This window comes from Nicoletella semolina (assembly GCF_004345745.1).
GTDB lineage: Bacteria > Pseudomonadota > Gammaproteobacteria > Enterobacterales > Pasteurellaceae > Nicoletella > Nicoletella semolina.
In genome coordinates, this window is sequence record NZ_SLXJ01000006.1 from 55,017 (window position 1) to 75,762 (window position 20,746).

General features: G+C 39.7%; 20 protein-coding genes, 4 tRNA genes and 1 pseudogene. 4 read left to right on the top strand and 21 right to left on the bottom strand.

Annotation, left to right across the window (positions count from 1 at the left end; genetic code table 11):
- Positions 1-76 precede the first annotated feature (76 nt).
- The 12 genes from recB to ubiD form a co-directional block, all read right to left on the bottom strand.
- Positions 77-3,745 (bottom strand): exodeoxyribonuclease V subunit beta, encoded by a 3,669-nt coding sequence (recB, locus tag EV693_RS05130; protein ID WP_132501305.1) that lies wholly within the window; start codon positions 3,743-3,745, stop codon positions 77-79.
- Between the two features lie 90 nt (positions 3,746-3,835).
- A complete protein-coding gene (locus EV693_RS05135; RefSeq protein WP_424991508.1) occupies positions 3,836-4,285 on the bottom strand; it encodes an outer membrane beta-barrel protein in 450 nt (149 codons plus the stop codon).
- Between the two features lie 147 nt (positions 4,286-4,432).
- Positions 4,433-5,389 carry a cytochrome c nitrite reductase subunit NrfD gene (nrfD, locus tag EV693_RS05140; RefSeq protein ID WP_132501306.1) on the bottom strand — a complete coding sequence of 319 codons (957 nt, stop codon included), beginning with the start codon at positions 5,387-5,389 and terminating at the stop codon, positions 4,433-4,435.
- Positions 5,390-6,070 (bottom strand): cytochrome c nitrite reductase Fe-S protein, encoded by a 681-nt coding sequence (nrfC, locus tag EV693_RS05145; RefSeq protein WP_132501307.1) that lies wholly within the window; start codon positions 6,068-6,070, stop codon positions 5,390-5,392. It lies immediately after the preceding gene.
- Positions 6,067-6,750: a cytochrome c nitrite reductase pentaheme subunit gene (nrfB, locus tag EV693_RS05150; protein ID WP_132501308.1), complete on the bottom strand. Its 684-nt coding sequence runs from the start codon at positions 6,748-6,750 to the stop codon at positions 6,067-6,069. The genes nrfC and nrfB overlap by 4 nt, the downstream gene beginning before the upstream one ends.
- A 20-nt stretch (positions 6,751-6,770) precedes the next feature.
- Positions 6,771-8,165: an ammonia-forming nitrite reductase cytochrome c552 subunit gene (nrfA, locus tag EV693_RS05155; RefSeq protein ID WP_243694583.1), complete on the bottom strand. Its 1,395-nt coding sequence runs from the start codon at positions 8,163-8,165 to the stop codon at positions 6,771-6,773.
- Positions 8,166-8,541: 376 nt separating this feature from the next.
- Positions 8,542-8,628 (bottom strand) — tRNA-Leu (locus EV693_RS05160).
- 5 nt (positions 8,629-8,633) lie between these two features.
- Positions 8,634-8,709: transfer RNA gene (locus tag EV693_RS05165), tRNA-Gly, on the bottom strand.
- A gap of 131 nt (positions 8,710-8,840) precedes the next feature.
- Positions 8,841-9,158: a DUF2322 family protein gene (locus EV693_RS05170; RefSeq protein ID WP_132501309.1), complete on the bottom strand. Its 318-nt coding sequence runs from the start codon at positions 9,156-9,158 to the stop codon at positions 8,841-8,843.
- Between the two features lie 21 nt (positions 9,159-9,179).
- On the bottom strand, positions 9,180-9,962 hold the full coding sequence (ftsN, locus tag EV693_RS05175; RefSeq protein ID WP_132501310.1) for a cell division protein FtsN: 783 nt from the start codon (positions 9,960-9,962) through the stop codon (positions 9,180-9,182).
- Between the two features lie 178 nt (positions 9,963-10,140).
- Complete coding sequence (locus EV693_RS05180) at positions 10,141-10,710, bottom strand: acetate uptake transporter (protein ID WP_132501311.1); 570 nt, start codon at positions 10,708-10,710, stop codon at positions 10,141-10,143.
- 186 nt (positions 10,711-10,896) lie between these two features.
- Positions 10,897-12,363: a 4-hydroxy-3-polyprenylbenzoate decarboxylase gene (gene ubiD, locus EV693_RS05185; RefSeq protein WP_132501312.1), complete on the bottom strand. Its 1,467-nt coding sequence runs from the start codon at positions 12,361-12,363 to the stop codon at positions 10,897-10,899.
- Positions 12,364-12,671: 308 nt separating this feature from the next.
- Here ubiD and lpxK point away from each other — a divergent pair, with 308 nt between their 5' ends.
- Genes lpxK through kdsB form a run of 3 tightly spaced genes read left to right on the top strand, consistent with a single transcriptional unit; the run spans position 12,672 to position 14,582 of the window.
- Positions 12,672-13,655 carry a tetraacyldisaccharide 4'-kinase gene (gene lpxK / locus EV693_RS05190; RefSeq protein WP_132501313.1) on the top strand — a complete coding sequence of 328 codons (984 nt, stop codon included), beginning with the start codon at positions 12,672-12,674 and terminating at the stop codon, positions 13,653-13,655.
- Positions 13,648-13,821 (top strand): Trm112 family protein, encoded by a 174-nt coding sequence (locus EV693_RS05195; protein WP_132501314.1) that lies wholly within the window; start codon positions 13,648-13,650, stop codon positions 13,819-13,821. Before lpxK ends, EV693_RS05195 begins: the two co-directional genes overlap by 8 nt.
- Entirely contained in the window at positions 13,821-14,582 is a 762-nt protein-coding gene (gene kdsB / locus EV693_RS05200) for a 3-deoxy-manno-octulosonate cytidylyltransferase (protein ID WP_132501315.1), read from the top strand. The genes EV693_RS05195 and kdsB overlap by 1 nt, the downstream gene beginning before the upstream one ends.
- 409 nt (positions 14,583-14,991) lie before the next feature.
- Here the strand turns inward: kdsB and EV693_RS05205 are convergent, their stop codons facing one another.
- The 8 genes and pseudogenes from EV693_RS05205 to plsY all read right to left on the bottom strand — a co-directional run bounded on the left by EV693_RS05205 (position 14,992) and on the right by plsY (position 18,619).
- On the bottom strand, positions 14,992-15,189 hold the full coding sequence (locus EV693_RS05205) for a DnaB-like helicase N-terminal domain-containing protein (protein WP_243694580.1): 198 nt from the start codon (positions 15,187-15,189) through the stop codon (positions 14,992-14,994).
- 12 nt (positions 15,190-15,201) lie between these two features.
- Positions 15,202-15,938 (bottom strand): annotated as a pseudogene (locus EV693_RS09645) (ParA family protein).
- Positions 15,938-16,023 (bottom strand) — tRNA-Leu (locus EV693_RS05215). The pseudogene EV693_RS09645 and the gene EV693_RS05215 overlap by 1 nt, the downstream one beginning before the upstream one ends.
- Positions 16,024-16,120: 97 nt before the next feature.
- Positions 16,121-16,196: transfer RNA gene (locus EV693_RS05220), tRNA-Gly, on the bottom strand.
- Between the two features lie 156 nt (positions 16,197-16,352).
- A complete protein-coding gene (gene tatC, locus EV693_RS05225) occupies positions 16,353-17,096 on the bottom strand; it encodes a twin-arginine translocase subunit TatC (protein WP_132501316.1) in 744 nt (247 codons plus the stop codon).
- Positions 17,086-17,649: a Sec-independent protein translocase protein TatB gene (tatB, locus tag EV693_RS05230; RefSeq protein WP_132501317.1), complete on the bottom strand. Its 564-nt coding sequence runs from the start codon at positions 17,647-17,649 to the stop codon at positions 17,086-17,088. The genes tatC and tatB overlap by 11 nt, the downstream gene beginning before the upstream one ends.
- A gap of 3 nt (positions 17,650-17,652) precedes the next feature.
- Positions 17,653-17,880 (bottom strand): Sec-independent protein translocase subunit TatA, encoded by a 228-nt coding sequence (gene tatA / locus EV693_RS05235; protein ID WP_132501318.1) that lies wholly within the window; start codon positions 17,878-17,880, stop codon positions 17,653-17,655.
- Between the two features lie 145 nt (positions 17,881-18,025).
- Positions 18,026-18,619 carry a glycerol-3-phosphate 1-O-acyltransferase PlsY gene (gene plsY / locus EV693_RS05240; protein ID WP_132501319.1) on the bottom strand — a complete coding sequence of 198 codons (594 nt, stop codon included), beginning with the start codon at positions 18,617-18,619 and terminating at the stop codon, positions 18,026-18,028.
- 76 nt (positions 18,620-18,695) lie between these two features.
- On the opposite strand from plsY, the gene folB reads away from it, so the two are divergent.
- Entirely contained in the window at positions 18,696-19,055 is a 360-nt protein-coding gene (folB, locus tag EV693_RS05245; protein WP_132501320.1) for a dihydroneopterin aldolase, read from the top strand.
- Positions 19,056-19,105: 50 nt separating this feature from the next.
- Here the strand turns inward: folB and pgi are convergent, their stop codons facing one another.
- Entirely contained in the window at positions 19,106-20,746 is a 1,641-nt protein-coding gene (gene pgi, locus EV693_RS05250) for a glucose-6-phosphate isomerase (protein ID WP_132501321.1), read from the bottom strand.

Below are 20,746 nucleotides of genomic sequence, written 5' to 3' on the forward strand. Positions count from 1 at the left end.
GAACGTTATAGTAGCTGATTTTAATGGTAAAAGTAAATGAAAAGCTAGCAAAATCAAGCTTAAGTTTAAATCCAGTTCAATCAAATAGTTTATCTAACGCTTCAACTAGCTCCGCACTCGGCTTTTCAAAAAATACCCCTTTATTTGGTTCGCCATTCATTCCTCGCAAGAAGAGATAGGCAATGCCACCAACATCACGATCATAATCGTAATCTTGTTGTAAACGTGAACCTAAATAGCGATGCAATGCTAAAATGTACAGCAAATATTGTAAATCGTAACGGTATTTCCCCATCACTGTTTTCAGCTTCTCTGGCGTATAATCCTGTGCGAAGTAGCCAAGAAAATTAGATTTATAATCAATTAGATAGAACTTTCCGTGTATTTTTACAATGCAATCAACGAAACCTCGCACAAATCCTTCAAGTTGTGGTAATTGCAAATCAGGCAGCTTTTGTGCAAGTACGCTGTACTTGTTAAGTAATTGATTCAATTTTGGTAAGGCATTGACATTGCGTAAGCGTAAGTAGAATTGCCACTCGTTAAGTCGTTGAGTAGGATCGATTTGCGATAAGCTAAATGCAGGTTTGCCAAAAGGTGTGCGAGCAATTTGGCTGAACCAGTGTTGTAGAGGCTCGATCCATTCAGATGATAAACCCAGTGTAGCACAAAGCTGTGTAATGGCTTCCAATGCCAAGGGTTGGCGAAAATCCCAATGCTCAAGCAATTTATGCAGCAAAGTACCAACTTTAGTGCTATGTGGAAACAGATAAGGGCTATAAGGCTGCGAAACATTGTCAGGTTCAAGCACTGCAGTGGTATTCAATATCTGTTGAGCATATGTCTGTTGATAGTCGTAGTCTTGTCCATCATCTTGCCAACTCGTAAGCGGTGATTTATGAATGAAATTTTGCAACCGCTCATTTTGTGCTTGCAACGCACTGAAACTGGTTACTTGCCCTGTGGTTTTTATTTGTCCAGAAAATTCTCGTGCTTGAATATTCGTAGTTTGGTATTGTTCAAGCTGTTGGGACACATTCTGCCTATCACTGACGGCTATTTCCAAATCTTCTGAGTCCTGTAAATTTTCGGCTGCCTGTGAATCATCTATAAGCTGGCAGGGAATATTTTTCTGCTGAATGTAGTCTGCGGTTGAACAGCTCGGTGCAACCTGTTCAAATCGGATCTCAGCATTGGTAAGCAAATAACTCATTGCACTCCAACCTGTCTCAAATTGAGTCGGTAGTAACATATTTAGCTGGTATTTTGCCCGTGTTATCGCCACATAAAGTAAGCGAACATCTTCGGCGAATTCCGCTTGAGCTAATGCAGAATCAACTTCATCACTATGCCGCCCAAAATGCCAACGTTTCTGTTGCTGATGATCGTGATAAGTTGTAATCAGTTGATTTTTCGTTAAATGGCTAGCCTTACCGACAAAAGGCAACCAAACAATGGAGTATTCTAGCCCTTTTGAGCCGTGAATAGTGATAATCTTGATCAAGCTTTCTTCGCTTTCAAGCCGTAATGTCTGTTCGTCTTGCTGTCCATCTGGTTTATCCAGCTGCTGTTCATACCAACGTAGCAGTGCAAATTCATTTTCTGTGTTGCCCATTGCATTTTGTAACAATTCAGCTAAATGCAGTAAGTCTGTCATTCGTCTGTCTGCCAAAAGCGTGCTATGCATTCGCTCAATAATACCTTGCTGAATAAATAATTGATGCAACATTGGTAAAATGCCCTGCTGCTGCCAGATTTTATGGTATTTCACAAACGTATCAATCCAGCGATCCCACGCATTTTCGTCTTGTTTAAGCTCGAAAACTTGAGCCAAATCCAGCCCCCAGAGCTGCGTACCTAATGCACTCAACACCGCCGTTTGCTGGTAAGGATTTAAACAAGCTCTTAAAATAAAACGCAAATCTTGAGCTTCTTGGCTTTGATATACACTGCTTTTTTCAGATAAAAAAACCGATTGAATCTGCCGTGCTAATAAGGCTTGGCGAATGAGCGTAGCCTGTGTATGACTTCGTACTAAAATGGCAATATCTTGTGCTTCAAGCGGTCGCTTTTCGCCATTTTTTTGCACGCCTTTTGTATGATAATACAACGCTTCTGTTGCGGCCTTTTGTAATTGCTGCTGAATATGATATGCACAGCGTTCAGCCGCTTGCTGTTCATCAAATGTAGGTTGTAGATAACAATTTACGCTTGCTTCACCACACAGCGGATTATCCGAGATCTTCGCCTGCACAGGGTGAAATTGAATGCCTTGATACACGAAGGGGCTATATGATGAGTTTGGAAATTGGAAAAGTGCATTCGTGAAATTAACGATATCGGCGGCAGAACGCCAATTTTGGGTGAGAGTTGCTTTATAACTCACTTGGCTTGCAGCGGTGAGATAGGTAAAAATATCTGCCCCTCGGAATTTATAGATAGATTGTTTAGGATCACCAATCATAATAAATCCGTGAGTGGCTTTTTCTTGTGCAAGAAAAATTCGCTGAAAAATCTCATATTGCTCTTGGTTAGTATCTTGGAACTCATCGATCATTGCAAAAGGAAATAATGCTCGAATATTCGCAGCCAATGCTTCGCCTCGTTCAGCGTGTAAGGCCTGATGCAATGCACTCAAAATATCACCAAAACTTTTTTCTTTATGAGTGGCTTTGTAAGTCGATAATGCTTGGCGTAAATGTTGTAAAAATTGATAACGTAATAACGCACTCAATTTTCCCTCAAATTGCTGTTGATAAGCGGTCAGTTGAGCCTCAATTTCTGCAAAATGCAAATGCTCAAGCGGTATCGCTCCCTCTTCCGCTTTTTCATTTAATGTTTGCTGACTAAAGCGAGATAAACTCTCTACAGGAAAATTATCTTGCTTGCCTGTTGCCCACAAATCAATTTCAGCTAACCAGTTAGCTAACCAACGCTGCTGATAAGAGCGGCGACTAAGCGATTTTTTTTCGCCTTTTTTATAGGTTTTAGCCAATTCTTGGTGGATCAGTGTAGAAATTTCGGCACAATGTGTCAGCCAATAAGTACGGCTGGTTTGCTGAAAATGTTGGTATTGGCGAATATAGTCTGAAAAATCTTGCGTAATCCACAACTGTTCAGATGTCAGCGGTGGCAAAATGCCGTAGAGATAGGGCTTTACCAACTTGAGAGCAAATTCAGGATTTTTAAGCTCTTCTGCCACGATTTTTGTGGCATCAAAATCCAGTGGATAATAATACTTTCGCCACGTCTGCTCACTCAACATTCTGAGTAATTCATCTTCATTGGTGTGCAATTCAATATCAAAACGTATGCCAGAATCAAACGCAAATTGAAACAGCATTTTCTGACAAAAGCTGTCAATAGTAAAAATACTGGCTAAATCAATATCACGAGCGGCTAGTTTGAGACGTAATAACGCTTCGGGTAATCGCTGTTCAACTGCATAGTAGAGATCCAGCAAAAATGCATCATTTTCAAGTGCTTGATGGTTGCCCTGCTGGTATGCTGAAAACAAACGAGCAACGACAATGACTTTTTCTCGAATTCTATCTCGTAGCTCTTGGGTTGCCGATTTGGTGAAAGTAACCACTAAAATTTGCTCTACCATTAGGGGATCACAACTTACACCGAGTAATAACCGTAAATATAAATTTACTATCGTATACGTTTTACCTGTGCCAGCAGAGGCCTCAATGAGACAAGGTTGATTAAGCGGTAGCGTAAGCGGATCGAGCGTTTTCATAATGAAATCAGTGTTTAAGAGAATAAATCTAAGCGAAGATAAATGTGAAAAAATAGTTGAATGGTACATACACATTCGGCTAAAAAGCAATTAGAAACGATAGGAGGCATTTGCCCCAAACGCATTACCTGCCACTTTGCTTTTCCCATATTTTAAGTTACTTCTGGTATATTCTGTTCCAAGCTCAATATCGTTAGATACTGCATATTTCACGCCCACACCGTAACCGATACCTTTAACGCTCCCAATGTTGCTAACTTTGCTGATGTGATAATCCAGTTTGGCATCATTAAAAATTTTACTGCTGCCTAATTTGATTTTTCCTTCAATAAGACCGACAAAATCGTGACCATAATCAATCCCATAATTCACAATTAAGTGAAGTCCAGTGGACTGTTTGCCTTGTAAATGGCTGTTTTTATATTTGATAGTGGTTAAATCAAGCCCTGTTCCAATACTTGAGAAGGTTTGTCCCACAGGTGCAGCAAAGAGAGAACTTGACATAAACCCCATAAAAAGTGCGATAGTTAATCTTTTCACAGAAAATTCCTTTGAATAAACAAAGACGATCCACTTTAACATTTCTAGCTATTGAATAAAAGCAAGCAGTCAGATCTTGCAAAAATTTTGCAAAATCACACCGCTTGTTTGGTCTTTTTTAACCTTTGTTTTCTAATCAAGCTAAAGTCAGGCTATTGTGAGTTGTCCTGCATATAAAATAAAGTAACGTAAACAGACCACGCCAATCAATGACGCAACCGCCATCACCACGATAAAGGCTTTATGGTGGTGATAGCGTGATCCGACAACAAGACTAGCAATTTGTGGTGAGCATAGTCCCACACCGACAACACCAACCCAAAAGATCATTCCCCAAAAGCCCGATAGAGCGTTATTGGCTGCAACCTCACTTTGTCCTCCAGCCATATACAACACCGCAAAGAAAATCACTAGCAAGATTATTTCTGCAGCTACCGTTGGACGTTCTATTTTATGCAAAAAATGTGCCTCATCGCTATGAGGGGTCAATCTTCCAACTGTTAAAATAGTAATCAATAACGTTGCAATACCTGACGATGTGCCTGAAGCGAGAAACAACCACGGCAATACCCGATTATTCAGCATTGGATAGCTGATTAAATCGGACAGTAAAAACCCTGTGTAAACGCCAAGTACGACACCAAGAAATAGCAAAAACCACTCAATTGGCTGAATGAACTTTGTAACGAATTGAATCCAACGGTTAATAAAACTGAGCCTTGGTAAAAAACGGTTCAGTCGGTTGGCGATCAGATCTCGGAAAATAATCACAATCCACAAAAACATCACTGTCATATAGACCTGAAACATCAGCACGCCCATCGACATCACGGAATTAAATTGATAATTAAACATCAAAAACCAAAATGTCCAAGGACGAGTCAGGTGGAAAATCAATAACGTTAAACCAATAATCACTGCACTGGGGGCAATGATTGCTGTGCTGCGAATAATCCAATTTTCACTCGGATTAATTAGTTTTCGGCTTCGCTTGTAAAGCAACGCCAATATCGTTGTTCCTGAAGCCACGCCGAGTAAAAATAGGTAAATAGCAATAGTTGAATCCCACACAAGGTTAGGCGTTTGAAATGGTACTTGATTCATCTAAGCCTCCTTCAATTTGAATGGGATATGATACAAGTTAGGCTCTGTACCTAGCGGCACTTTAGTGCGGTAAGTTTCGTTTTCTCGAATCTTTACCGACAGCGCACTGTTTGGATCATTTAAATCACCAAAGGTAAGTGCTTTCGTTGGACAAATCTCCACGCAGGCAGGCTGTTTACCCTCTGCTAAATTTGTATCACGACAGAAATTACATTTATCCGCAGTTTTTCTCTCTGGGTGGATAAAACGTATTCGATAAGGGCAAACCGCAATACAATATTGACAGCCTACGCATAGATCAGGATTGACATCAACGATACCTGTTGCTTTATCAATAAATGACGCTCCTGTTGGGCAAACACTCACGCAAGGTGCATTTGTACAATGTTGGCACGATTGGCGGAAAAATTCATATTGCACATTAGGAAACTCACCGTAAGGCTGACTACGGATAATTTCAAGGCGAGAAACCCCTTCAGGGACGTGGTTCGTTTCACGGCAAGCGTCCATACAAGCAGTACAGCCAATACACGCTTGTTCGTCGTGCAACATGGCGTAACGAATTGGTTTTTTTTCATTCTCAGGATCTAAGGCTATTGAGTGGGTAGCAAGCCCTGTGGTACCTGCTAGGGCAATAAATGCACTCGCTCCAGAGACGAAATCTCGGCGGGAGCAACTCATTGTTTATCCTTATTTATCTGAATAGTTGAAGATTTTTTTTGATGAATTTTACTATGGCATTCCACACAAAGTTTCACTCTCTGTTTAGAATCCAAGGCTTTCATCGGTTCTTGTTCTGGGTGAAGTTGATGACAATTCACACAAGACATTTTATTTGCATGAGTATCGTGAGCCCAAAAGACTTCACGCAGTTTTTCAGGGTTATGGCAAGCAAAACAGACTTGATTTTGCTCTTGTGCTGTCCGCTCTAATGCTGGATTATGTGCTTTACCAAATGCATTAAAACGCATCACATCTTTCACGCCTTTACGGTGATCTTCTGAAATATTGCCGTGGCAACTTACACAATTGAGTGGTTGCCCATTATTCGGACTGGCTGTCTCTTTCTGAAAATGTTTACCGAAGTGGGTAAAAGGTTTGCCTGTATGAGCAATGTGGGTTGCAGACGAATGGCAATCTACACAATATTTGTTTGGATCACGTCTTGCATCTTTAACAACCGTTGCATCATCAACTTGTTTATTTGATTCCGCCCAAAGCGATTTTGGTTGAGCAGGCATTTGTGCATTAGCAGTGCTGATCGTACCCACTGCACTGATCACACTAATTGCAAAAAAAACAGCAAAAGCCACCGCTTGTAAGGCGAATATTCGCCCTAATTTCACAATGATATGTTTCATAGTTACCTCAACTTAGCGGCTTATTTCGCATCTATGGGTAATAAGCCTTTTTCTCTAGCTTGTTTTTCCCATTGTGGTACTACGGTGCGTAAGAACTCATCTTTAGCTGCTTGCTCTTTAGCAATGTCTAAGCCAATAGCTTTCTGTGCTTTCTCTTTGGTTGAAATATCAGGAATTTGTACAGGCGTTTGAACACCGTGTTTTGTTAAGATAACAGCCAGTTTGGTACGGGCATCAGCTGCACGATCTAAACCTGTGCCAATGACGTGGAGAATCACATCAGGTGCGTGCATATGACCACCGTGTCCAGCCGCAGAATAATCCCAGCGCCATTGAGCGTGGCGGATTGCAGTCAAAGCCTCTTTCATTTCAGCTTCTGTAGCCCCTGCTTCCCAAGCTGCTTTTGCCTCAAAATGTGCTTTCACAATTTGATCTTCTAAGCGAATCATTACGTCTTTAATCTGTTTTTTATGCTCTTTTACACGAGTTTGCAATGTTTCCTTGCTCTGCTCGTGGCAGGTTTTACAAGTATGCTCAAAGTTGTCAAACGGATTGCCAATTTTGTGATCAGTGTAAACTTTACCGTCTTTACTTTGCACTTTTGGCATATGGCAATCTATACAGGTTACCCCATTTTTACCGTGAACACCTAAAGACCAAGTTTCAAAATCTGGGTGTTGTGCTTTTAGCATCGGAGCTTTGGAAAGTGCGTGTGTCCAGTCAGTAAACTTATGCTCATCATAATATTTTTCCATACTATCAACATCAATACCTTTATCCCACGGAAAAGTAACTGCTTTTTCTTTACCCGAAAAATAGTATTCAACGTGGCAATTTGCACATATTGCAGCACGCCTACCGTGTTTTTCTAGAGTATCAAATTTCCAACCAACCACTTCTAAAGCACGCAAAACGTGAGGACGAGCGACACGCAAAGCGGCTTTTCCATCTTTAAAGTCTTGTGAAGTGGTATCGTGACAGTCCGCACAACCAATAGAATTGACTTGCTCTGCACCATACTTCGCCCATTTTGCGTCAAAGTAACCCACTTCACCCAATTCTGCAATTTGGCGAGGCACATCAGGACCTTTACACGTCCAACAAGCCATTGGCTGTGGACCTGAATTTTCGTCTACAGGTGCCCCTGTTCGTAAAATACTACGCACATCGGTAACGGCATAAAAATGCCCACGAGGCTTGTTATAATCTTTAGAGAAAGCATAGCCACTCCATAGGATCACTAAGCGAGGATCTTCTTCTAATGCAGAGATGACTTCTACTGAATCTGACGTTGCCACCCAAGATTGATATTGTAATGGATATTTTTCCGCAAATTTATGGTTTGCAGATTCAATTTTTAAATCAGGTTTTGGACCTTCAAACTCTTTTGGCTCACCAGCTAGAGCGGATTGCATACCTGCAATCCCCATCAATGCTATACCAATAAATAATTGAGCTAGGTTATTTTTTATAATTTCGCTGACTCGTTTCACGAGAGCCTCCCACATAATCAATGATAAAAACGACACTTTTTCTTGTTAAAAAAGAAATAAGATAAACTTAAATTCATTATGAGGGTATTTTAAAATAAGGCAGTACGCCACAGCGATTAACCTATTATTTGAACTAGGTCAAATTTATATAAAAAATATAAAAATAAACATTCAAAATCAGGAATGAACCTCTGTAATAATCAAAAAACAGTAATAAGAGGCATTATTTTAGGTATGAATTCAGAGTAATGATAGATAATAAAAAACTGTATAAGGTACTATCTATATAATAACTAAGTGGTGCCCGAGGCCAGACTTGAACTGGCACGCCTCGAAAGGCGAGGGATTTTAAATCCCTTGCGTCTACCGATTCCGCCACTCGGGCAAATATGGAGCGGGAAACGAGGCTCGAACTCGCGACCCCGACCTTGGCAAGGTCGTGCTCTACCAACTGAGCTATTCCCGCATTAAAAAACGTTACAAGTAGTAACGTTTCTATGTCCGCTATTCTAGTGATTTTTAAATTGATGTCAAATAGAAATTTAAATATTTAATTCACTCGCCTAAAAATCATTCTTTTTGTATTAAAAATTACCACTACTTTACAATTGGCTTTAATGCTAACGTTAAATCTTGCTCAACAACACGCAGTAATAAATCAATATTTGGGTGTTTTCCAACAGTTCTTTTCGCATCTGTAACGTGTTCGGCAAACCATTCCAAACCCTGTTTTGCAGATTGAGTATTCAAGGTTGCACAAAATTTTTCTGCTAAGCTATTATACACTCGTAAAGAACCCAATTTCCCCTCAATCGCAGGAATATGTTGAACGAGATTGCCAGCAGAATCAAGCACATCTAAACCCAACAAGTGATCAACATTTGGTAGGGTTAAAAGATAGTCTTGGAATTGCATTGTTTGCTCCTTATTTAATAATTACATACTCACAATAACGCATTCAGCGACACTTTTCGCATTTGATTGTGCTTTTATCGCTGCAGCTCTGTCGCCAATTGGACCAATAAAAACACGATTCCAATCCGCATTGGTTGCAATCTGAGCATTATAGCCCGCCATTGTCAGCCTTGCCTGCATATTTTCAGCTTGTGCTTTATTTTTAAATGCACCGCACTGTAATCCAAATTTTCCTGATGGTTTTTGCACTTGTGATGAAGATTGAGAAACAACCTTAGTACTTTTTGTCTGCTCAACGTTTTTACTTTCAGCGTCCCGTTTTTTAGCCTCTGTTTCCTGCTTTCTAATTTCAGCTGCTTGTTTCTGTCGTTCAGCCTGTTTATACCTCTCCGTTGGGTCTTGCTCGGAAAGTGCTTGCTCTGATTGTGTTTTTTCTTCTTGCTTATCAAGCTGTTCTTGCTGTAGCAATCGGCGACGCTCTTCTTCTTTTTCCTTCTGCTTAAGCATTTTCTGCTCCTGTTCTTGCGTCAATTGCGAGAATTGGCTACCACTATCAATCGGCACTTCACGAGTTTCAAGATCACGGATATAGCTATACACTTCTTCTGGAGGACTTGGTAGCGTACTTTTTTGCTGCGTTCTTGGACGAGCTTGTTGAGGGATTGGATTACTTGGCGAAGCACTTTCTTTTAAAAACCAAAGCCCTACACCACTGGCGATTAACAATACAACGATGAGAGCAAGAATGAGTGATTTATTTAGCCCACTTTTCTTACTTTTGCGAGCATAATCTCGATTTGACACAGCAACCTCTTATGAAAAAGTGAGGAATATAATTCTTCAATTGAATGGATAATTCCAACAGTTAAAATTAGCAGACAAAGAAACAGGTAAGTAAAAATAAACGTATATACGAAAAAACAAGCGGCGAGTTTACGAAAAAGAGCTATAATTTCGTTCTCAACCGCTTGTTTTACTGTAATTATGCTTTCGGTGTACCAATTGGTAACACCACACGCCCATAGCTTTCATTAATCATTTCCGCCGCGGCAAGGTAAAACGCCAATAATGCGGTCAATAAACCGAAATATCCACCAATATGGGTGATGGAATGATTCCCTGTGAAATCACCTGCTGCAAGTAGGTAAAATGTAATTGTTAATGCGAAGAAAATAGCCTGTAAAGCATGTGCTTTCGCTAATGATGCAAAGAACATCATTAGAGTAAAGGTTCCCCAAACTACTAAATACCAGCCGACGAATTCCGCTGAAACTGCCTGTGGGAAAAACACCTTAAATAGAGCAAATGACCACCAAAATGCCCCATAACTGATAAATGCAGTAAAACCAAAAGTATTGCCTTTATAGAATTCACAAATGCCAGCAATTATTTGTGCTGTACCACCAAAGGCGAACGCCATAGCCAGCACTAGGCCAACATTATCTCCGCTAAATGTACCATTATTGATTAAACTTAATAACCACGTTGTTAAAGCAAATCCGCACAGACCCAGTGGACCTGGATTTGCCGTTGTACTGTGTTGAACAGACATAAAAAAACCTCAAATTAAAAATAGAAAAAATATCCCCTTCGGATAAAGGCGTGAAGTATAACGATTTTAGCCTAAAATTGCTATCTACTTGCCTAGTAAGCGGTTAATTTTATAAAAATTTTTGCAAATTTTAGCTGAAAACTCACCGCTTCTTAATACATTGTTTATTTTACACATCGTTTATTTTCACAGAATACCTAAGCTATCCCAAATATTATCAACTCTTTTTACAATATCAGGATCTTTTTTTATTGGCACTCCCCATTCCCGCTGAGTTTCACCTTGCCACTTGTTGGTTGCATCAATCCCCATTTTTGAACCTAGCCCAGCAATAGGTGAGGCAAAGTCAAGATAATCTATCGGCGTATGTTCAATCATCGTGGTATCACGAACAGGATCACAACGAGTTGTGATAGCCCAGATGACATCTTTCCAGTCTCGAGCATTGATATCATCATCACACACAATCACAAACTTAGTGTACATAAATTGACGTAAAAAAGACCATATGCCCATCATCACTCGCTTAGCGTGTCCTGCATACTGTTTCTTTATTGTTACCACCGCCAACCGATAAGAACAGCCTTCGGGTGGCAAATAAAAATCCACAATTTCTGGAAATTGTTTTTGTAAAATCGGAATAAATACTTCATTTAATGCCTCCCCAAGTACTGCAGGTTCATCAGGCGGACGACCTGTATAGGTGGAGTGATAAATTGGATTTTTCCGCATCGTAACGTGCGTAACCGTCAATACAGGAAAAAATTCCTGCTCATTGTAGTAGCCTGTATGATCGCCATAAGGTCCTTCTAAAGCGGTCTCCTTCAGATCGATATAACCCTCAAGCACAATTTCAGCACTGGCAGGCACTTCAAGATCATTACTTATTGATTTCACAACTTCCGTTTTATTCCCTCGTAACAATCCCGCAAACGCATATTCAGACAGCGTATCTGGAATAGGTGTTACTGCAGCTAAAATTGTCGCAGGATCTGCCCCTAATGCAACTGAAACAGGGAATGGTTTATCTGGATTTTCTGCCTGCCATTCTTGGAAATCCAACGCACCTCCTCGATGTGAAAGCCAACGCATAATCAACTTATTTTTCGCAATCAACTGCTGACGATAAATCCCCAAATTGAGTCGCTTTTTGTACGGACCTTGGGTAATCGTTAATCCCCAAGTGATAAGTGGAGCTGCATCTCCTGACCAACAATGCATAATTGGCAACTGATAAAGATCAACCTCTTCCCCAGACCACACAATTTGCTGACATTCTGCTTTGCCTAGCACCTTACTCGGCATATTTAACACTTGCTTCCATTGCGGTAATTGTCCAATTAACTCTTTCACCCCCTTAGGTGGCTCAGGTTCTTTTAAAAAAGCAAGCAGTTTACCCAACTCACGCAAAGCTGTTACGCTTTCTTGTCCCATACCCATCGCCACTCGTTTTGGCGTACCAAACAAATTACACAGCACAGGCATTGTATATCCCTTAGGGTTCTCAAACAGCAAAGCAGGTCCTCCCATTCGCAAAGTTCGATCTGCAATTTCAGTCATCTCCAAATGGGGATCAACCTCCACACTAATGCGCCTTAGCTCTCCCTGCTGCTCCAATAAATCAATAAATTCCCGTAAATTTTTATACTGCATTTTGTGTCCTGTAGAATGTATGTAGCCCTAGAAGCTAAAGATGTCCCCTAGAAAAGTTTTAACTCTTAAGTTTAAATAATTCTAAATTATACGCAAAGAACCGACAGTCAGGCATTTTATGTAATATTATCCGTGCATAATTTATTTTTTATTACCTCTATTAAACTTCTATCAGTGAAATGTAAAAGTTTTTATCTAATTATATTTCATATAAAATAAACTACGGAGAATTAAATGTGTAAGATCTTGTAGCTAAAAGCATTCTCCAGAGCAGCAAGTATAAATCACCGCACTTTATGGTATATAGTATGAAAATTTGGCAATCCATATCTCTCATCACTTGGCTACTCGCCCCTTTTTCACTGTTATTTTGGCTAGTGAGCAAAGTGCGTGTTTGGCTCTACCGCAAAAATTTACTGAAATCCTACCGCTCACCTGTGCCAGTAGTGATTGTTGGAAATATTTCCGTTGGGGGAAATGGTAAAACACCTGTAGTGGTTTGGTTAGTCGAACAGCTACAACAACGGGGGGTTAAGGTTGGCGTAATTTCTCGTGGCTATGGGGCAAAAGCATCGAATTTCCCTCAACTTGTCAGCCTAGACAGCTTTGCAGAACAGATAGGCGATGAACCTTTACTTATTCACCAACGCACCTCCGCCCCTGTGGCGATTTCACCGAATCGCCAGCAAAGCATTGAGTTACTTTTGAATCAATACCCACTTGATATCATCATTGCGGATGACGGTTTACAACATTATGCCTTGCAACGAGATATAGAGTGGGTGGTAGTGGACGGAAAACGGCGTTTTGGTAACGGTTTTGTGTTGCCTGCAGGCGGATTGCGTGAGTTACCAAGTCGGTTAGAACAAGTGCAAGCGGTGATTTGCAATGGTGGTATTGCAAAATCAGGAGAGCATTTAATGACGCTCTCGCCTGATATGGCTGTGAACCTCAAAACAGGCGAACGCAAGTCGCTGTCAACTTTTCCGCAAGCCGTAGCAATGGCAGGAATTGGCTATCCCCCCCGTTTTTTCACTATGCTTACAAATTTAGGCATAAATTTGACCGCTTGTTATAGCTTTGCTGATCATCAGCCTTATTCATTCGCACAACTTGCCCCCTTAGCAACGGATTTGCCTTTGTTGATGACCGAAAAAGATGCAGTGAAATGTCGTGCCTTTGCTCAGGAGAACTGGTGGTTTGCGCCTGTTTCTGCACATTTTTCCGAAAAAAGTACCGCTTGTTTACTTGCCCCCATTTTAGCTTTAGTTGAGAAAAAACAGTATGAATGAAAAAATCATTGAACACCTCGCCTGCCCGATTTCTAACGAAAGATTAGAGTTTGATCGAATAAACAATCGCTTAATTAGCCCTAAAACAAAACTGGCTTTCCCTATTCAAAACGGCATTCCTGTATTGTTACCAGAGGCTGGTGTCCCTATTGAGGAGAATAATTAATGCAATTCACTGTTATTATTCCCGCACGCTACGCCTCCAGCCGTTTACCCCGTAAACCTTTGCTGGATATCGCAGGCAAACCAATGATTCAGCACGTTTGGCAACAAGCTCAACTTGCTGGAGCAACTCGAGTGATTATTGCAACTGATCACCCAGAAATTGAAGCTGTATCAAGATCATTCGGTGCCGAAGTATGTATGACATCGGATCAGCATAATTCAGGAACAGAACGCCTTGCGGAAGTGATTGTTCAAATGGCAATTCCTGACGAGGAAATTATTGTGAATGTGCAAGGAGATGAGCCGTTAATTCCACCAATTATTGTTTCTCAGGTTGCAAAAAACTTAGCTCAACAACGAGTAAATATGGCAACTCTCGGTGTGAAATTAATGACGAGTGAAGAGTTATTTAATCCTAATGTTGTCAAAGTCGTTACTGATCATCAAGGTATGGCACTCTATTTTTCACGAGCATCTATTCCATTTGCTCGTGATAGATTTCCTGATTGCCAAGACAGCTTTGTTGCAAACCATCACTATCTACGCCATATTGGTATCTATGCCTATCGTGCTGCTTTTGTTAAACGTTATGTGATGTGGCAGCCAAGCCAGTTAGAACAATTGGAATCATTAGAACAGCTTAGAGCCTTATGGTATGGCGAAAAGATCCATATTGCACCTGCTATTGAATCACCAGAAGTAGGAGTGGATACAATTGAAGATTTAGAGCGAGTGAGAAAAGTCTTAGTTCATAGTTTCTGAGTGTAATTTGGCAACCGACGATTTATCGAGACAATACATCTGTTAGGATTTTCTATCCGAGTCTAGGACTATTTTTTATCTCATACATTCTTTCCAGTTTGTAAAGCCTGAAAATTATTTTTTGTGCTTGCTTTTTCTGAAAAATTATTTAGAACAACTAGAGGAATCAGTTTTCTTGTTTAACGGTATTTTATGAGATTTTCATTAATGGTTCTCCTTAATACAAATTGACAGAAGAGCTGTTTGGTAGACTAACATACAGACAGATAGCTCTTTTTTATCCAATGAAAAGGCTGTATGTATCTCATATATGTGATGAGTTTGGTTATCTAGAAAGAGTAAATGGAGGGATATTCCAATGAATGAGTCTACCAGCACTATTTTCTTCAATCATCATTGCCCAAGCGGTCTAAGAAGGTTTTCCAGCCTCAATTAAATCAGTAATCCCTTTGAATAAAACTTGATGAATGCCAAAATGAAAATCTGCCGAATTAATTTTTCTAATGACTTGATCAAATAGGCTGTTATCTAATAGTAATCCTCCTATAACAGCAGATTCAGCTTTAACAGAATAGAGATGAGGAGAGAGTTTATTTTGGTTAGACATAAATAACTCCAACTAGGCAGAAAAATGTGATTGTGTAAATTGTGGCATCAATAATGAACAAAGCTGGCGGACAGTTTCATATTCAGTTTGGCTCTGACGATACACTGGTTTAGAAAAAGTCGCTGCTTCAGGGTATGCCACACGATCAGGGACTGAAAATTCCAGTAATGTTTTACTTTCATCAAACTCATTTTGGAAAAGCGTATGCAGATATTCGGAGACTAATTTGACATCATTGGTTGATCAACACAGTTAATCATAGCTTTTAGAGGTGGAAGAGTAAAACCAAATGCAGTAAAGGTTTCTAAATCTTGATACATTCCAATCGTACTCAGAGTGTCAATAATGATGACGTCGTATCCTTCAATTTTTTACAGCAATAAACTAAAACGCAATGTGCCGTCAGGTGAATCTTTCAGCATTGGACTGATTTTGTTAGATGGGTCATTGGACTGAATCAAATTGAGATAAGGGATCGTTGTTTTCGAAATGATGCGAGAGGGGTCAAGCTCTTTAAAATGAAGAACTTCATAAGTTCCACCGAGAGTTTGGTGTTCCAGCTCATAGTAGGAGCTTAATGGCGGTTGCTTATCGGTATTGATGAGAAGCATTTTTAGATCGTGTTTTGCACAGAATGCACCAATATTAGCCGCATTAGCACTCTTGGCAGAACCACCTTTGGTTGAAGTAATAGTAATGGTAAAGGGATTATTTGAAAGGTGGGATGTGTTACAAGGTACTATTGAAATGGTGCCTGAGGTCGGACTCGAACCGACACGGTTATTCACCAACGGATTTTGAATCCGTCATGTCTACCAATTTCATCACTCAGGCTAAGAGTACTTTTTATTCAATTGCTTGTAAGCCTTATCAGTTTACGCAAAATATTTAAAATTCCTTGCGTCTGCTGATTCCGCCACTCGTGTAAATATGGAGCGGGAAACGAGGCTCGAACTCGCGACCCCGACCTTGGCAAGGTCGTGCTCTACCAACTGAGCTATTCCCGCATTAAAAAACGTTACAGAGAAGTAACGTTTGGATGTGCGTATTTTAGTGATTTATATTGAGTCTTGTCAAATAAAAATAGTGAGATATGTTTTATTAGCCTAATTTATCAGCTTTTTCAGATTTTTTAAGCAACAATAATGTCTTTTACAACAGATCTATGTAGTGGGCTCCCCTATATTCTCTTTGGGAGTATAAAAACGTGCAATAATAACGCCTATTTCAAATAATAAACACATTGGTATCGCAAGAAGTGTTTGGGAGAAGATATCAGGTGGAGTTAAGAGCATTCCGATAATAAATGCGGCAACAATAATATAAGGACGCTTCTGCTTTAAGTCTTCAGGCGTTGTGATTCCTGACCAACATAGCAGGATAATTGCAACAGGGACTTCAAAGCATACTCCAAAAGCAAGGAAAATAGTGAGTACAAAATCTAGATAACTGCTAATATCCGTTGCCATTGTTACTCCCTCTGGTGTTGTACTAGTAAGAAATGCAAAGATTAACGGAAAAACAACGTAATAGGCAAACGCTACGCCTGTGTAAAATAATAGTGTGCTTGAGATTAAGAGCGGATAGACTAGTCTTTTTTCCTGTTTATAGAGTGCAGGAGCAACAAATGCCCATATTTGGTAAAGTATGTAAGGGACAGAGATAAAAACGGCAACAATGGCAGTCAGTTTTATCGGAGTGAAAAACGGCGTTGCTACGCTGGTAGCAATCATAGTTGCCCCTGCTGGAAGGCGTTCTGTCAACGGACTTGCCAGTAGGCTGTAAATATCATTTGCCCAATAAACGATGATTGCGAATACGACCAAAATACAGATTATTGCCTTTAATAAGCGGTTACGCAATTCAATCAAGTGAGAGATAAGTGGCTGAGATTCTTCAACTGACATTTTGTTTATCCTGTTGATGTGTAGTGTTTGCTAATTCATCATCTGGTGGACAGTGAATACTGCTCATTTCTTCATTTTCTTCAGCTAGTTCTGCTGATTCATCTGGAGAAATCTCTTTTTGCTCTACAAGCGGTATATTTTGTTCAGTATTTTGCAATGTTTGTTGGGGCTTGAGTACTTCAGCGTTTTCGCCCTTTTCAAGGCGTTGTTGAATGTTTTTAATTTCTTCATCACTTAAACGTTGAATTTCATTAGCTGTGCCATTCACACCCTCTTGTGCTTTTTGAGCTGACTGCTTAAGCTCTTCCACCGCTTTACTTAATTCAGGGGAAAGTTTAGCTAAATTCAACGATTCCGCTTTCTTAATACTCTCTTGCAACTCTTGTAACTTAAGTTCCTGCGTTAGTTCATTTTGAACATTCGCAGCCAATCCTCTAATGGTGCTTATCCACCCCATCACCGTTCTGATTGCAACGGGTAATCGCTTTGGTCCAAGGACAATCAAGCCAATAATGAATACAAGGAGTAACTCGGAAAAACTAATATCAAACACAAATTATGCCTGCTCTTTTTCTTTTACGACCTGTTCTGTCGTTGTAGTTTCTTTCACTTCTACTTTTTGAGTAAATTCTGCATCGGCAGGCTTATCATCATTCATTGCTTTCTTAAAGCCTTTGACGGACTCTCCTAAATCTGATCCTAAATTACGCAATTTTTTTGTACCAAATAATAAAACAATAATTGCCACAACGATTAAAAGTTGCCAAATACTAATGCCACCCATAGTGTTACCTCTTGTTTAGGAGAACTAAAAATTGTTAATTTCACATTAATTTTTATGATTATATGTGCTGAATATACACATATTCCAATAAAACCAAATAAGCTTCGGTAATATATAGCATAGAACGCATATAAATCAACCCATTTTACTTGAATTTTTTCCAGACTTTATCTTCTTGTCCTCTCCATAAACGCTGAAGATTTTCGTGATGGCGATAAATGAGTAAACAGCAGACTAATACCACTGGCAATGTTAATTCGGGTTTACACCACCAAACATACAATGGCGCGACCAATGCTGTGATAATTGCACTTAACGAAGAATAGCCAGACAAAAGAAAAATTAATAGCCACGTTGCAGCAGTTAAACCAGAGATTATATGTCCCATTGGTATAATAACACCTAGTGCTGTTGCAACGCCCTTTCCACCTTTAAATGAAAAAAACAGTGGAAAAATATGTCCTAAGCACGCACTTAAGCCAATCAATCCAATCTGAGTTGGTGAAAGTGCTAAATAAAAGCCGAGTGAAACGGGGAGCATTCCTTTTAATATATCTGCAAAGAGAACACCTAAAGCTTCTAATTTTCCACCTAGGCGGAATACGTTGGTAGCACCTGGATTATGCGATCCATGTTGGCGAGGATCAGGTAGACCAGCTAGGCGACAAAATATGACAGCACTGGAAATTGATCCAAGCAAATATGCTCCAATGACGAATAAATAAGCTATCATGCTCATTTTTATTCCTTATCTAGCGGTATGATTGTGATATATTCTACCTGAAGTTTTAAAAAGAGACATAAGGAAAAACGCAATGACTGATAAAGTTTTTATTCGTGGGCTGACAGCTTTTGCTTCCATTGGTGTATATGATTGGGAGCATACTATTAAGCAACAGCTTATTTTTAATATTGAGATGGCATGGGATTTTCAACAAGCCGCAGCTTATGATGAGGTAAGTTATTGCTTAAATTACGCTGATGTGTCGCAAAAAATTCTTAATTTTGTAGAGCGTACTCCTTTTAAACTAATTGAAACAGTAGCTTATCAGGTTGCAGATTTACTTCAAGATGAATTTGGCATTCATTGGCTGCGTATTGAATTACATAAACCAAAAGCTGTAGCACAAGCTAGTAGTGTGGGTGTCATTGTGGAGAGAGGAAAACTCAAGTAAAAAATCGGCAGTGAATATATCTAACTGCCGATAGAACGTTTATATTTTAATTAACGCCAAGATTTAAATTGGTTAATTAATCCGTTGGTTGAGCTGTCGTGACTGGTAATGGTTTCATCATTTTCCAATTCGGGTAAAATGCGATTGGCTAGCTGTTTACCTAATTCTACTCCCCATTGATCAAAACTGTAGATATTAAAAATAACGCCTTGTACAAAAATCTTATGCTCATACATTGCAATTAAAGCACCGAGTGTGAATGGTGTGATTTTTTGTACTAAAATAGAATTTGTCGGCTTATTCCCTGTAAATACTTTAAAAGGCACTATACCTGCAACTTTCTCAAGAGATTTACCCGCTTGCACAAACTCTTGCTCAATAGTTTCTTTAGATTTACCAAAAGCCAATGCCTCTGTTTGAGCGAAAAAATTTGATAATAATTTGCTATGATGGTCGCCAATTGGATTATGAGTCTGTGCAGGTGCAATGAAATCACACGGAATGAGTTTTGTACCTTGATGAATGAGTTGGTAGAATGCGTGCTGACCATTTGTACCTGGTTCTCCCCAAATGATTGGACCCGTTTGATAATCAACAGGCTTCCCATCACGACCGACATATTTTCCATTTGATTCCATATTACCTTGTTGGAAATAAGCAGCAAAACGGTGCATATATTGATCGTAAGGTAAAATGGCTTCGGATTCTGCTCCAAGGAAATTGTTATTCCAAATGCCAATTAATGCCAATGTTGCTGGGATATTTTTTTCAATTGGTGTACTTTGGAAGTGTTTATCCATAGCGTGTGCACCTTCTAAAAGCTGCTCAAAATTTTCTGCTCCAACAGACAACATAATAGACAAACCAATTGCTGACCATAGAGAATAACGTCCTCCAACCCAATCCCAAAATTCAAACATATTTTCTGTGTCAATACCAAATTTGGCGACTTCTTTTGCATTAGTTGAAAGTGCAACAAAATGTTTTGCGACAGCAGATTCTTCTTTTGCATTGGCAAGCAACCATTCACGAGCAGAAAGTGCATTTGTCATCGTTTCTTGCGTAGTAAAAGTTTTGGAGGCTACCAGCACTAAAGTTGTTTCAGGATTTAACTTGCGTAAGGTTTCAGCAATATGTGTTCCATCAACATTAGACACAAAATGCAACGAGAGATGATTTTTATAGGGGCGTAATGCTTCAGTTACCATATAAGGCCCTAAATCTGAACCACCAATACCGATGTTTACCACATCAGTAATGGCTTTGCCTGTATAACCTTGCCATTTACCCGAAATCACACGCTCACAAAACGATTTCATTTTGGCGAGCACTGCATTTACTTCAGGCATTACATCTTTTCCATCAACTTCAACAGGAGTATTACTGCGGTTGCGTAAGGCTGTGTGCAATACTGCACGATCTTCGGTACGATTGATTTTTTTTCCACTGAACATTGCTGATATTGCAGACTGCAATTGGCATTCATTTGCTAGCTGGCGAAGTAGAGTTAATGTATTTTGATTAATGGCGTTTTTAGAAAAATCGACTAAAATTTGGTTGTCAAAATACAATGAATATTTTTCAAAACGTTGTGTATCTTCAGCAAAAAGTTCAGGAATGGAAAGCTGCTCTGATTTGTGTTGTAAAAGTGCATTCCAAGCCCGAGTAAGGGTGGGATTAATTTGTTGCAT

What these genes read in the sequence shown, in the direction of transcription:
- recB (WP_132501305.1), bottom strand. Translation starts at nt 3,745, where the DNA reads ATGAAAACGCTCGATCCGCTTACGCTACCGCTTAATCAACCTTGTCTC.
- nrfD (WP_132501306.1), bottom strand. Translation starts at nt 5,389, where the DNA reads ATGAATCAAGTACCATTTCAAACGCCTAACCTTGTGTGGGATTCAACT.
- nrfC (WP_132501307.1), bottom strand. Translation starts at nt 6,070, where the DNA reads ATGAGTTGCTCCCGCCGAGATTTCGTCTCTGGAGCGAGTGCATTTATT.
- nrfB (WP_132501308.1), bottom strand. Translation starts at nt 6,750, where the DNA reads ATGAAACATATCATTGTGAAATTAGGGCGAATATTCGCCTTACAAGCG.
- nrfA (WP_243694583.1), bottom strand. Translation starts at nt 8,165, where the DNA reads ATGCAATCCGCTCTAGCTGGTGAGCCAAAAGAGTTTGAAGGTCCAAAA.
- EV693_RS05170 (WP_132501309.1), bottom strand. Translation starts at nt 9,158, where the DNA reads ATGCAATTCCAAGACTATCTTTTAACCCTACCAAATGTTGATCACTTG.
- EV693_RS05180 (WP_132501311.1), bottom strand. Translation starts at nt 10,710, where the DNA reads ATGTCTGTTCAACACAGTACAACGGCAAATCCAGGTCCACTGGGTCTG.
- ubiD (WP_132501312.1), bottom strand. Translation starts at nt 12,363, where the DNA reads ATGCAGTATAAAAATTTACGGGAATTTATTGATTTATTGGAGCAGCAG.
- lpxK (WP_132501313.1), top strand. Translation starts at nt 12,672, where the DNA reads ATGAAAATTTGGCAATCCATATCTCTCATCACTTGGCTACTCGCCCCT.
- EV693_RS05195 (WP_132501314.1), top strand. Translation starts at nt 13,648, where the DNA reads ATGAATGAAAAAATCATTGAACACCTCGCCTGCCCGATTTCTAACGAA.
- kdsB (WP_132501315.1), top strand. Translation starts at nt 13,821, where the DNA reads ATGCAATTCACTGTTATTATTCCCGCACGCTACGCCTCCAGCCGTTTA.
- EV693_RS05205 (WP_243694580.1), bottom strand. Translation starts at nt 15,189, where the DNA reads ATGTCTAACCAAAATAAACTCTCTCCTCATCTCTATTCTGTTAAAGCT.
- tatC (WP_132501316.1), bottom strand. Translation starts at nt 17,096, where the DNA reads ATGTCAGTTGAAGAATCTCAGCCACTTATCTCTCACTTGATTGAATTG.
- tatA (WP_132501318.1), bottom strand. Translation starts at nt 17,880, where the DNA reads ATGGGTGGCATTAGTATTTGGCAACTTTTAATCGTTGTGGCAATTATT.
- plsY (WP_132501319.1), bottom strand. Translation starts at nt 18,619, where the DNA reads ATGAGCATGATAGCTTATTTATTCGTCATTGGAGCATATTTGCTTGGA.
- folB (WP_132501320.1), top strand. Translation starts at nt 18,696, where the DNA reads ATGACTGATAAAGTTTTTATTCGTGGGCTGACAGCTTTTGCTTCCATT.
- pgi (WP_132501321.1), bottom strand. Translation starts at nt 20,746, where the DNA reads ATGCAACAAATTAATCCCACCCTTACTCGGGCTTGGAATGCACTTTTA.